The following is a 12,239-nucleotide window of genomic DNA, read 5'->3' as shown; positions in this document are numbered from 1 at the left end:
ACACCGCAGCATGGCTGGGATAATCACGCCCCATGTCCCTCCTGCCCCACCAGCTTGAACTGCTCTCGCCCGCGCGCGACGCCGACATCGGCATCGAAGCCATCAACCACGGCGCCGATGCCGTCTACATCGGCGGCCCGGCCTTCGGCGCACGGGCCGGCGCGGGCAACGACATCCGGGACATCGAGCGCCTGGTCAAGCACGCGCACCGCTTCAACAGCCGCATCTTCATCACCCTGAACACCATCCTGCGCGACGACGAGCTCGACGCCGCGCGGCAGATGGCCTGGCAGGTGTACGAGGCCGGTGCCGACGCGCTCATCATCCAGGATATGGCCCTGCTGGCGATGGACGACATGCCGCCCATCCAGCTGCACGCCAGCACCCAGACAGACATCCGCACGCCCGAGAAGGCGCGCTTTCTGCAGGACGCGGGCCTGTCGCAGATCGTGCTGGCGCGCGAGCTCACGGTGCAGCAGATCGCCGCCGTGCACAAGGCGCTGGGGCCGGTGGATGCGCCGGGACGCGCCAACATCGAGTTCTTCATCCACGGCGCGCTGTGCGTGGCCTACAGCGGCCAGTGCAACATCAGCCATGCGCAGACCGGCCGCAGCGCAAACCGGGGCGACTGCAGCCAGGCCTGCCGCCTGCCCTACCAGGTGACCGACGCGCAGGGCCGCTTCATCGCGCACGACAAGCACGTACTCTCCATGAAGGACAACAACCAGAGCGACAACCTGCGCGCGCTCATCGACGCCGGGGTGCGCAGCTTCAAGATCGAGGGGCGCTACAAGGACATGGGCTACGTGAAGAACATCACCGCCCACTACCGCACGCTGATCGACGAGATCCTGCAAGAGCGCGAGAGTGCCGGCCGGCCTCTGTCGCGCTCTTCCAGCGGCGCCACCACCTTCACCTTCACGCCCGACCCGCTGCAGAACTTCAACCGCGAGTTCACCGACTACTTCGTGACCGGCCGCAAGGAAGACATCGGCGCATTCGACACCCCCAAGAACCCGGGCCAGGCCATCGGCTGGGTGACCAAGGTGGGGCCGGACTTCGTCGAGCTGGAGGTGAGCGACCCCGCCACCGTGCTGCACAACGGCGACGGCCTGTGCTACTACGACCTGCACAAGGAGCTGGTGGGCATGGCCATCAACGTGGCCGAGCCCGTGTCCGCGCGCAGCGTGGGCCAGTGGCGGGTGTACCCCAAGGACCCCATGGACGGCTTCAAGGATCTGCGCAAGGGCACCGAAGTCAACCGCAACCGCGACATGGACTGGGTGCGCACGCTGGAGAAAAAGTCCAGCGACCGCCGCATAGGCCTGTGGGCGCACCTGAGCGAAACGCCGGCCGGCTTCAGCCTGATGCTGACCGACGAGGACGGCAACGTGGGCTGCGCTGACGTAGAGCAGCCCCACCAGCGCGCCACGGACGCCGCCAAAGCGGAAGCCAGCCTGCGCGAGCAACTCGGCCGCTTCGGCGCCACCATCTTTGCGGTGCACGACATCGCTCTGCAACTGTCCGAGCCCTGGTTCGTGCCCGCGTCGGTGCTCAACGCGCTGCGCCGCGACGCGCTGGCCGACCTGGAAGACTGCCGCGCGCGCAACTTTGCGCGCCTGCAGCGCGCTGTGCCGGTCGACCCACCCGTGCCCTACCCCGAAGACACGCTCTCGTTCCTGGGCAACGTGTTCAACCAGAAGGCGCACGACTTTTACGTGCGCCACGGCGTGAAGGTGATCGATGCGGCCTACGAGGCGCACGAGGAGGAAGGCGAAGTCAGCCTGATGATCACCAAGCACTGCGTGCGCTTTTCGATGAGCCTGTGCCCCAAGCAGGCCAAGGGCGTGACGGGCGTGCAGGGCACCATCAAGGCCGAGCCGCTGATGCTGATCAACGGCAAGGAAAAACTCACCCTGCGCTTTGACTGCAAGCCGTGCGAGATGCACGTGGTGGGCAAGATCAAACGTCAAATGCTGAACCAAGCCAAAGACCTTCCATTGACCTTCTACAAGGCTCGGCCTCTCGGTAGACATTGACCAAAGCCTTATTCGCCAGCACTGCGCACTGGATCTCCTGTGCCACTGTGCGGCCTACCGGTGGCTTTGACACTGCCGTGCCTGCGTTGCTTTGGTTGATCGTGTAGATGCGCTGGCCTTGCGCCTGGGCGATGGCAATCGCTTTGACTGCGGAGATGGCTTGGGCGCACTCCTGCTTCGCAGGGTTCTGCACCTCCCCTTGCTCGTTGTCGTACCGGCATTGCGTTTTGTCCACCCAGAACTGCTCTGGCACCGCGTGTTCCATGGCGCTGCTGTACTGCCCGCGCAGTTTGTTGTACGCGATCCACCGATTCTGCGCTGCGGTCTTGCCGTTGGCGGTCAGCTCCGGTTTGTTGTTGATGGCGGCATTGGGGTCGTCGTTTTTGACCCACCGGGCATGCTGCAGATGCCCGATGTCCATGTTTAGCCTCTGGAACGTGATTCCGTGGCGACGATTCTGTACAGCTTGTTGGGCTTGCTGACCGGGAACTGATTTGTGGAATGGGGGCGGCAATGGCAGCTTCGTCAACTGCTCTGGCCAAAATTTTTGTAGCGGTTAACTCCGAGCTCAACCTCCTTCGGACTGAAACCTCTCACGCTCCATAATCTTACAATTAATATCCGCAAAAACTTTTCTCGCAATCTTCTCACTTAAATCAGATATTTGAATTACTCTTCTCGCGCTAGCTCCGAAGAATTTTTGACGCACCTCAATAGCACCTTCAATACGCAAATCAGCGCCGAAAAAATTCTTATTCAAAGAGATTTTTTTTATTCCTGAATAAAGCCCCGTTGCTTCTATGAATGAGTTTTTATAAAAAAATCCGTCATCTCTTAATTCAATCGTGGATTTCAAACTTCTTTTGGCTATTATTCTAAAAATAAAAATAAAAATAAAAATACTCAAAATATAAAAAAGCGCACCGAAATTATAATTCATTTAAAATACCCACCTCTAAAATAAACATATGCAACCCACAGACCTAAGATAACGCCCAGAGGCGAAGACGAGGACAACAAAACAACCATACCAACAGTCGCAACAATTATTTGAATAACATTTGGAATATTACAGCTTGCCAAACCGCCACAATTAAACGAATCAAAATCATCTCCTGCAAGGTATACAGACGCTATAGCCAACATAGCCAAGGCAAGAGTAAAATATGACAAAAATGCAATCGGAGCAATTATTCCAGCAAGAGCAAAAAAATCCAGCAATTCCAATTATTACAATTAATGCCGTCGCAGCATTAAATACTAGCGAGAACCATCCTCCACTTCCTTTCCCCTCAATTAGATAAGCCCCGGACCCGGTCTGAGGGTCCGTTATGACATACCCATAACCCGTGAACCCGTGCGCATTGATTTGTCGCTCATGAAACGTCACCTCCTTACCCGCCAGCACCGCTGATCGAATCTCCTGCCCCACCGTACCACCCACCGGCAGCTTGGGCAAAGCTGTAGCCGCGTTGCTTTGGTTGATCGTGTAGATGCGCTGGCCTTGCGCCTGGGCGATGGCAATCGCTTTGACTGCGGAGATGGCTTGGGCGCAGTCCTGCTTCGCAGGGTTCTGCACCTGCCCTTGTTCGTTGTCGTACCGGCATTGCGTTTTGTCCACCCAGAACTGCTCTGGCACCGCGTGTTCCATGGCGCTGCTGTACTGCCCGCGCAGTTTGTTGTACGCGATCCACCGATTCTGCGCTGCGGTCTTGCCGTTGGCGGTCAGCTCCGGTTTGTTGTTGATGGCGGCATTGGGGTCGTCGTTTTTGACCCACCGGGCGTGCCGCAGATGCCCGATGCTGCCCTGGCTGGGGTGGTAGTAGATGTTGTCGTGCATCCACTTTTGGGGATTAAAGCATGCATTCTATTATTTTATCATTATTTATTTAAGGAAATATATCTCCCATAATACATAAAAATATCGATTGTTGCAAATATAATAATCACGTTTGCCAGGTCGGAATGCGCGAAAAAAATAAAATATGTCAATACGACAATTAAAACAAAAACAATTCCAAGATAAAATCTAGTCAAAATTAATTTTCGAGAATTTTCATTTACCACTTTCAGCTTAATAAAGTAATCCACCATCTCAATAATTATTGAAACAACAAAAAACAATAAAAACAATTTAAAAGTGTCATTCATTTGCACACCGCATCAGAAGTAAAAACACCCAAATTCCAACCAAAAAATCTCACAACATTACTATTGAGAATAAGCTGTTTTAAGAATGTGACGACTCCAAGAGCCACTAGGTCAGCCAGCAGAAAAGTGGCCGACTGACCCAATATTGAACTCAAAGCCAAACTAAGTCCTTTAGCGCACCAAAAATCACCGATCACTCCCAGCAGAGACAAAGACATAAGAGAAAAAGCCGTGGTCAAAGCTATTCCCATTCCAATAGTTAGCGCACCCACTGCAGCGCCAAGCATTGGCACAGAAAAAAATGCCACAACTGTAAGCCCGAGAAGTATTAGTGCAGTAAAAAGGAGCACGCCCCCATTGCCTTTGCCCTCTATCAAATAAGCCCCAGCGCCCGTTTGGGGGTCGGTGATTACATACCCATAGCCCGTGAACCCGTGTGCACTGATTTGCCGCTCATGCACAGTCACTTCCTTGCCTGCCTGGATGGCAGAGCGGATCTCCTGCCCCACCGTACCACCCACCGGCAGCTTGGGCAAAGCTGTAGCCGCGTTGCTTTGGTTGATCGTGTAGATGCGCTGGCCTTGCGCCTGGGCGATGGCAATCGCTTTGACTGCGGAGATGGCTTGGGCGCAGTCCTGCTTCGCAGGGTTCTGCACCTGCCCTTGTTCGTTGTCGTACCGGCATTGCGTTTTGTCCACCCAGAACTGCTCTGGCACCGCGTGTTCCATGGCGCTGCTGTACTGCCCGCGCAGTTTGTTGTACGCGATCCACCGGTTCTGCGCTGCCGTCTTGCCATTGGCGGTCAGTTCCGGTTTGTTGTTGATGGCGGCATTGGGATCGTCGTTTTTGACCCACCGGGCGTGCCGCAGATGCCCGATGTCCATGTTCAACCCCTCGAACGTGATGCCCGTGGTGACGACGCCGTACAGCTTGTTGGGCCGTACCTGCGCGTGGAACAGGCCGTAGCTTAGCGCTGGCCGGTCGAACATCTGCGCCTGCGCGCTGGCAATGGCGCCGTGGCTTTGCAGCGCTGCAAAGTAGCCCCACAGCGTGGCCGTGAGCAGGTCGCCGGTGAGTTGGTCGCCCGTCATTCCCTGCAGCATGGCCGCCCTTTGGTTTTCTGGCGCGGCCTGGGCTTGCTGCAGCTTTTGCTGGGTGGCCTCCATCCGGGTCTTGAGCGTTTCCAGTTGCTTTTGGCTGATGCCTTGGATGGATACGCCCAGCGCTGTTTGCTGGCCTGCGATGAGTTGGTCTTGGGTTTCGTCCCAGTCCTGCCTGCCGTAGCGGGTAAAGCTGCCTTGGCCGATCACTTCGGTGCCTGCGCGCATGCCGGGCCCTTGGGCTTGCACCTGACCGTCTACCAGAAGTTGGGGTTTGAGGTGGATGCTGCTCGACAGCCCCTTTGGCAGCAGGCCGGTATCCAGTTGTTGACCCGGGGCTGGGCGGGGGATGATTGCTGCAATGGCGGCTTCGTCGGCTGCGCTGGCTGCGACCCAGGCCAGGGTGATTTTTTTGCCCGCTATCGCCGCCGTGGGGCTTTGCCAGGTCAGCAGGGGGTTGCCTCCCAAGGCAGCTGTGCGTGCGTCTGCATAGATTTCATACTTGAACTGCGCCTGGCTGGATGCCGGCAGGTCGCTGTATGTTTGGCTGCGTGTCTTGATGCTGTAGGGCAAGCTACCTGCCAGATAGGGCAGCTGGTCAATCGTGGCCTGCCTGGTGCCCAGCACGTCGCCCACGGTGCTTTGGCCTGCGTTCTGGCTGTCTATATAGGCTTTAAGGCGCGTCTGGTAGCTGTTTAGTTGGCTTTGCAGCGCGGTGGTGTTGAGGTTTCTCACCCAGCCTTCGGACATGTTGATGTCTGCGCCTTGCTGGGCCGCAGTCAACAGGGCCTGGGCATCCAGCGGCACGGCGTTTGGCAGGTCCATGCCCTGCTTGAAGGTGTATTGCTTGTAGCTCGCGTCCATAGGCACCCAGGTGTCGGGGATGCTTTGGCCTGCCGTATGGCGGGCGCCGCGGCCCGGCTGGTATTGGATGAGGGCTTCCACCCAGGTGTGTTCGATGCGCAGGGTTTTGGTTTGCCCGCCCGAAACCAGCGCTACGTTGGCCACCCCGCCTTGCCCCCATATCTGCTGGGCGGCGTCGACGGTATGGGCACCGCCTACCCAATTGCGCGCTTGGGCAGCAGGTATGTCCACGGTGCCGGTCACGTACCGCGCGGGGATGCCGCTGGCACGCAGCAGGGCCAACAGCAAACTGGCGGTATCGACGGCGTTGCCGGACTTTTTATCCAGTGTGTCTTGCGCGCCTTGTACGCTGCCCTGAGTGGGTACGTAGTAAATGTTGTCGTGCACCCATTGGTAAATTTTGTGCGGGTTGCGGCCCAGGGTTTGCGCCAGGGCCTTGATGGCGTCGGTGTGCGGTGCGTCCAGTGTGGAGGCCAAGTCCGCAGTACCGGGGGCGGTAGCGGCTTTGGTGTTGTGCACTGCGGCTGCCTTGGCGTTGGATTCAACCGGTGTGGGCTCGCGGTCATCAGCCTGCGCAGCCGGCTGAAGAACGGCACGTTCTGCCTGCCAAGGCAGCTTGTCCAGGTTGACGGGCAGGTGGTTTTTGCGGGGAGCCTCCGCATCGACAAACTCCTTGAGCACCTGCAGGGCTGAGGCCTGGTTGATGCCACTGCTTTCTTGCACTGCTTTGAGGCGCTTGATCAATTGTTCATGCTTCTCTGCAAAGGCAGCTTCCTGGGCAAGTTGGCGGTTCAGAACGCTAGCCTCAACACCTGCGGTTTGCCAGGTATTGCGCAAGGCCTGCCATTCCTGCTGGAGCGTCTGGGCTTGGCGATCCAGGGTTTGCGCAGTGGGCAAGCTGGATGCTATGGGGGTGGGCGTGGAGGCGATGCTGGCGGACGCAGATTCGGGATTCAGCACCTGAGTCAATCGCTTCAGGGAGTCGGCATATTGCTCTGATGGCTGGCCGCTTTGCACGCGTTGCTGTGCCGCCCACTGGCTGCGCTGCGCTATTTGTGCGTGCACCAGTGGCAACCCTACGGTATTGAGCACGGAGGCCACGAACAGCCACACCACCGTGCGCTTGAACCAGCCCACCGAATGGTTCAGCCCACTGGGCAAGGCAAGGTGATGACTGCGGGCGCGTTCGATTGCCGGAGCCTGCGATGGGCGCATGGGGTCGTTCTCTCTTGAATAGGGGGTGATGGCACTGGCAGGTACCAGGCAAAGGCCGGTGGCGGCAGCGGGGGTTTTCTGCGGCGCCTTCATGGCACAGACCTTCCGTGTTGCGCCAAGCTGGGCTGGCGCGCGTTGGCACGCAATCGATATGTCGCAACAAATACCAGCAATACGCTGATGAGCCACAGGAACCACGGATCGTTGACGGGAACAGGGGTAGCCATACCTGGCGCCCCTGGGCCGGCGGGTGCTCCAGGTGCACCAGGAGCCCCGGGTGCTAGCGCAGGATTGGCCCGCACCACATAGTTAGCGGTGGCCGTTGCCAAACTCACATCCATGTCGTAGGCCTTGGGCAGATTCGCAGGCAGCACGATTGCCGACTTGAGATTGTTCCCGCTACCAATCAGAACGGCTTCTACCGTGTAGGTCCCCTCCATCGCAGTTTGGAGTGCTTGCTGGGTGTCGTTAGACCAAAGCCCGCCGGCCTGCAGTTGACCCAGCACATGGGTGTAGGTGTAAACAACGGCATTGCTGGGGTTGCGCACGGTGATGCGAACCCGGGCGTTGTCGACGGGCGCATTGACCGTCAGGTTGCGGGCAAGGTTGCTAATGCGAACACGGTCATTGGGCGCGTACTCGGCTTTGTCAACGGCCACAGTCAGCGCAGCTTTGCCGGCACCTTGCACGACATCTGCCTTGATGGAAAACAAGGCGCTGCCAATGTCCACCACTTCGCACTTCGTGTTCAGCAGCGTTGCGATGAGCGTGTAGGCGCCAGCGGGGTAGCGCGCTGTGCTCCAGACTTTCGTGTAGGGCACCGAGGCACCTGCAGCCACGTCACCCATATCGTGTTCGGCAAATTGCGCTACTTCTATGCCGGTAGCGTCAGTGATGCGCAATGCCAATGTGAAGGCGGTTGGCGCCATGCCAAGATTGAGCACAGAGGCTCTCAATTGAACCGCCGTATCCGCGGGGTAAGAGGGCTTGTCGGTGCTGACGCTGACGCTGCCACGGATGTTGGCGGGCGAGGCACCGGCAGAATATTTGGCACCGATGATGGTGAGGTAGCTGTCGAAGTAACTGAAGCCAGCAATGGTGGCCAGAAACGGCTTGGCTGCCTTGATACGCCCTGGGCCGGTCGGTATAGGAACTTGGCCGACGCTATAGCCACTGGCGCCCACAGGGGCGAAGGCAGACACATTGACAGCCACCCCATTGAGTTGGAGGCTGTTCAATGCCGTGGTGGGAACCGCGATGTTCAGGTAATTTTCCTTGAACGGCGAGAGGTTGGTAGGTGCCGTGAACACGTATTCGGATAGGGTCTGGTCTATTCCCCCCACATAAGTGAGGGCCGGGTCTCCAAGGGTCGAACTGGTGGTGGCCGAAGATCCTTTGAGGAACTGTCCCACCAACACTGGCGCAGAGGCGACGAGATGGAAGCTTTGCGCGTTTGTAAGCTGATGAAACTCCCCCGGATTGAGGGTTGCCACCAAGGCACCATCCACACTCACTTGCGTTGCAGGGGTGTTGGCCACAATGCGGACCAGATTGCCCACGGTCCCGGTATTGGCTGTTTTTGGCACTACATATTCGCTGGACCAGTGCTTCACGGGTGGCAATTGGGTGAACAGGTGATCGCAAGCAGTCGCATAAACCGTCACGTTGGAGCATTGTGTTCCCGCAAACACAGCCAGCGGTTTGTTGGCTTGTATATGGGTGCCTGTGATCTCATTGAAGGTGGTATAGATAACCGATTGGCCCTTTTGCAGCTTCACGTCAAATGGCTGCTTGGCTCGCTGTCCCGTCGCCAAGTCGCTGACGGGCGTGATGGTGGCAACGGTGCCGTCCTCCACCGCCGTGATTGAAAACTGGATATCACCGAACGAGTGATACCAATCGACTATGCGGTATTCCGACCCCAAAGCCGTGGTGTCCAGCAGGTAGGACATATCTGTGCTGTACATTTCACGGTTCAAGAAATATGCGCTCACACCTTTGTTCGCGTACACCAGCAGAGCCTTGTCCACGACCTTGCCTGGCTCATTCAAAAACCGGTCGCTGGGAACCATTAGTTCAACCACGCCCGTTGCATCGACAACAAAACTGTAGTTGATGGCTCCATCGTTGCTGACAACCTGCCCAGTAGTGCCTTGCTCGCCGAAGATGAACATGTAGCCTATGGCTGCATTGGATAGGTTCGGATGCCCCACGGCCACGGTCTGCAGCGTACTGTTGGCATCCAGGCCAAAGTCAGGCTGCAGCGGCAGGTTGGTGGCGGTGCTCGAAGCAATATCAAAACCGCTGCTGGTGCCTTGGTATCCGGACGAGGTTGCAGAAATGTTCCAACGGCCTGGAGTGATGTTGACAAACTCGTAGCTGCCATCAGCACCGGATGTCGTCTCCAACAGGTTGGCACCCGCCAAAACCACTTTAGCCCCTGCCACCGGACGCTGACTTTGCGCGTTTAGAACCACACCGTGAATGCGGTTGGGGCCCTGTGCTCTGGAGACTAGTTCCACGGGCAGCTCATAACGTGTGCCGACGGCCAGATTCACCGAAAAAGCCACGCTGTCATACCCTTGCGCAGACACTTGGACTTGGGTGGCCCCAGCATTAAGACCGGAGATTTCTGAGACCCCCTGTGCATTGGTCTGCGCTACATGCGGATTGCTGCCTGAAAGGGTGACCGTAGCTGCAGCAATGGGCTGGTGAGTTGCTTTGTCGGTCACACTGGCCCAGATGGAAATAGGCTGCTGCGAGTTGATGCTGGGATACAGCGGCAAGTCAAACTGGTGCGTACCGTCTTTCACGAGCGTGATGGTTTGCTCAAAACGTTGATAGCCCGCCTTCTCCATCGAAATGGTGCGTGAACCGGCAATGTCCGGCACACCTGCAATGGTGTAGCGCCCGGCGGCATCTGTAATGGCGGTGCGGCCTGTGCCATCCACCGCTACCGTAACGCCTGGTAAAGGCAGCCGAGTGGAGGCATCCGAAACAACGCCTTGCAATACCGTCTGGCCTGGAATGGCGCTTTGCGGGGTCAACGTGACGGGCAATGTGATGGTCTGATTGCCCTGTACTTTCATGGTGATGATGCGGACCTCGAAGCCGCTGGCAGTCACGGCAACGGTGTTGTCTCCGGCTACGATGCCGACGTCAAAGGTTGTTTCGCCTTTGGCATTGGTATTGCGGATCAGCCCATTGAGCGACACGCTGGCCATGCCAATCCCTGCGCCTGTCACCTGGTTGCGGACAACCACCTTGAGCATGCCTTGCGCGGCGCTGCGGCGGAAAACAGGATCCAACCGGACTTGCTGCCCTGCCAAGGCACTGAAACTGACCTCGACGGCTTCATATGACAAGTAGCTCGCCTTGAGATCCATAGCGCCTGCTGGAAGCCCCTCCAGGGCGTACTCGCCATTCGCGTTGGTTTGCGTGCTCCATTTGCCCACCGAAACCGTGGCGTTGGCCGCAGGCTGGTAGCTCACCCCGTCGGCGGTGAATTTGGCAACACCCGAAACGTTGACGGTGCTGGCACTACTGGGAGTAAGAGTCTTAAGGCGGACCACGCCCAAGTCCAACTGCTGACCTTTGAGCAGCCCAAGATCTGCAGACAGCGAGAGGTAGCCAGAAGCATCGATGGTGAGTCTGTGGGTACCCGGGTCCAACTGCAAGAATTCGAAACGCCCCTGTGCATCAGTGACAACAGCTAGACTGCCAGGCGACAAACGAACCTGTGCGCCCGCCAATGGAAGGCCAGTATCGCTATTGACCAAAACGCCTTTCACACTGGTCAAATCGGGATCAGTGACAGGCTGGCGAGCCATAGAGGAGGCTCGCAAAGCCAAGGCCGTGGTGTAAGGGTCTGCGTCCCAGCTTCCGTCAGGGCGCTGTGCTGCTCGCAATCCATCAACGGCGACTTGCACAGTGGCAGCGTTGGTTAGCCCTGGAAGCACGGCGGCCAATGCATGCGCATTGCGTACAGAGTTACCCCAAGTGAGCATGCTATTACGTTCGCTCAGCAACCAAGAACGCGCTTTACTGAGCGCCGATGCGACGACGGCGGTCTGTCGATAGGGTTGAAGTGCTTGGATGGCAAGTGCAGTGGGAATGAGATCATCGCTATCGGCCGACAAGTTCCATGAGCCGTCGAGTTGCTGCGCATCCAAGAGCCAGGCCACAGCCTGCCCCGCAGGACCTGTATTGGCACCGGCAGAAGCATTCAGTGCTGATAACGCCCATGCCGTGTCTTGCACGTTGCTGGCATAACCTTGCACCGCACCAAACCCGCCGTCGGCATTTTGTTGCAGTAACAATGCGTTGAGGTAGGTAGTAGAGTTGATGGACAATAGCAGCTCGGTCAAGGCTTTTCTCGCCGTTATCTCGACCGCATCACCACCAGCGGATTGAACAGCGTTCAGCAATTGCGGAGAAATAGTGCCAACAAAGGCTTTGAGTGTTGTTGCGGTCTCAGCACGGCTTTGCAAGGGCAACGCTACAGAGGCCCCTTCTTGAGCGAGACTGCCATTGACTTGGACTTGCGCCTGTAGCCACGACACACCAGCTGCATCGCTAGCCCATACGGAGCAAGAAAACAAAAACACAAAAGCACAGCACAGCCACCGCGAAAACACAGCGGCTGTACGGCTGACAGCCGCGAAGCACATGGAAACCCTCTCTCAATTTAGCAAAGCATCGTGCGCAACAACATTGAAACCTAGCTTGATCTATTGCTATTTATTGGCTTCGCGCGGACGGTGACCGATGCCCGGTTCATCAGACAAAATCGTCCAGATTTTATTTATGGAGCAATTTCCATTTGTGTGCAAATGTGACTTTTGACAAAAATTACATCAATTATTTGGAA

The 12,239-nt window shown here is 57.3% G+C and carries 6 protein-coding genes; 1 reads left to right on the top strand and 5 read right to left on the bottom strand.

Annotated features, from left to right (window positions below):
- Positions 1-32 precede the first annotated feature (32 nt).
- Complete coding sequence (locus tag ACSQ3N_RS10600; RefSeq protein ID WP_436146201.1) at positions 33-2,039, top strand: peptidase U32 family protein; 2,007 nt, start codon at positions 33-35, stop codon at positions 2,037-2,039.
- On the opposite strand, the gene ACSQ3N_RS10595 is transcribed toward ACSQ3N_RS10600, so the two are convergent.
- The 5 genes from ACSQ3N_RS10595 to ACSQ3N_RS10575 all read right to left on the bottom strand — a co-directional run bounded on the left by ACSQ3N_RS10595 (position 1,963) and on the right by ACSQ3N_RS10575 (position 12,039).
- Positions 1,963-2,460: a hypothetical protein gene (locus ACSQ3N_RS10595; RefSeq protein ID WP_436146200.1), complete on the bottom strand. Its 498-nt coding sequence runs from the start codon at positions 2,458-2,460 to the stop codon at positions 1,963-1,965. The genes ACSQ3N_RS10600 and ACSQ3N_RS10595 overlap by 77 nt on opposite strands.
- A 147-nt stretch (positions 2,461-2,607) precedes the next feature.
- Positions 2,608-2,979 (bottom strand): hypothetical protein, encoded by a 372-nt coding sequence (locus tag ACSQ3N_RS10590; protein ID WP_156372075.1) that lies wholly within the window; start codon positions 2,977-2,979, stop codon positions 2,608-2,610.
- A gap of 168 nt (positions 2,980-3,147) precedes the next feature.
- Positions 3,148-3,879: a hypothetical protein gene (locus ACSQ3N_RS10585; protein ID WP_436146199.1), complete on the bottom strand. Its 732-nt coding sequence runs from the start codon at positions 3,877-3,879 to the stop codon at positions 3,148-3,150.
- Between the two features lie 307 nt (positions 3,880-4,186).
- Positions 4,187-7,462 (bottom strand): transglutaminase-like domain-containing protein, encoded by a 3,276-nt coding sequence (locus ACSQ3N_RS10580; RefSeq protein WP_436146198.1) that lies wholly within the window; start codon positions 7,460-7,462, stop codon positions 4,187-4,189.
- Complete coding sequence (locus tag ACSQ3N_RS10575) at positions 7,459-12,039, bottom strand: carboxypeptidase regulatory-like domain-containing protein (protein ID WP_436146197.1); 4,581 nt, start codon at positions 12,037-12,039, stop codon at positions 7,459-7,461. Before ACSQ3N_RS10575 ends, ACSQ3N_RS10580 begins: the two co-directional genes overlap by 4 nt.
- Positions 12,040-12,239: the final 200 nt, after the last annotated feature.

It is taken from the genome of Acidovorax sp. LjRoot194, from assembly GCF_964253015.1.
In the GTDB taxonomy this organism is placed as follows: Bacteria; Pseudomonadota; Gammaproteobacteria; order Burkholderiales; family Burkholderiaceae_C; genus Acidovorax.
Note: the sequence above shows the minus strand (reverse complement) of the source record. Positions and strands in the feature narration are given on the sequence as shown.

Bases quoted from the DNA above. Each gene is read 5' to 3' on its own strand.
- ACSQ3N_RS10575 (WP_436146197.1), bottom strand. From the start codon at position 12,039: ATGTGCTTCGCGGCTGTCAGCCGTACAGCCGCTGTGTTTTCGCGGTGG.
- ACSQ3N_RS10600 (WP_436146201.1), top strand. From the start codon at position 33: ATGTCCCTCCTGCCCCACCAGCTTGAACTGCTCTCGCCCGCGCGCGAC.
- ACSQ3N_RS10585 (WP_436146199.1), bottom strand. From the start codon at position 3,879: ATGCACGACAACATCTACTACCACCCCAGCCAGGGCAGCATCGGGCAT.
- ACSQ3N_RS10580 (WP_436146198.1), bottom strand. From the start codon at position 7,462: ATGAAGGCGCCGCAGAAAACCCCCGCTGCCGCCACCGGCCTTTGCCTG.
- ACSQ3N_RS10590 (WP_156372075.1), bottom strand. From the start codon at position 2,979: ATGAATTATAATTTCGGTGCGCTTTTTTATATTTTGAGTATTTTTATT.
- ACSQ3N_RS10595 (WP_436146200.1), bottom strand. From the start codon at position 2,460: ATGGACATCGGGCATCTGCAGCATGCCCGGTGGGTCAAAAACGACGAC.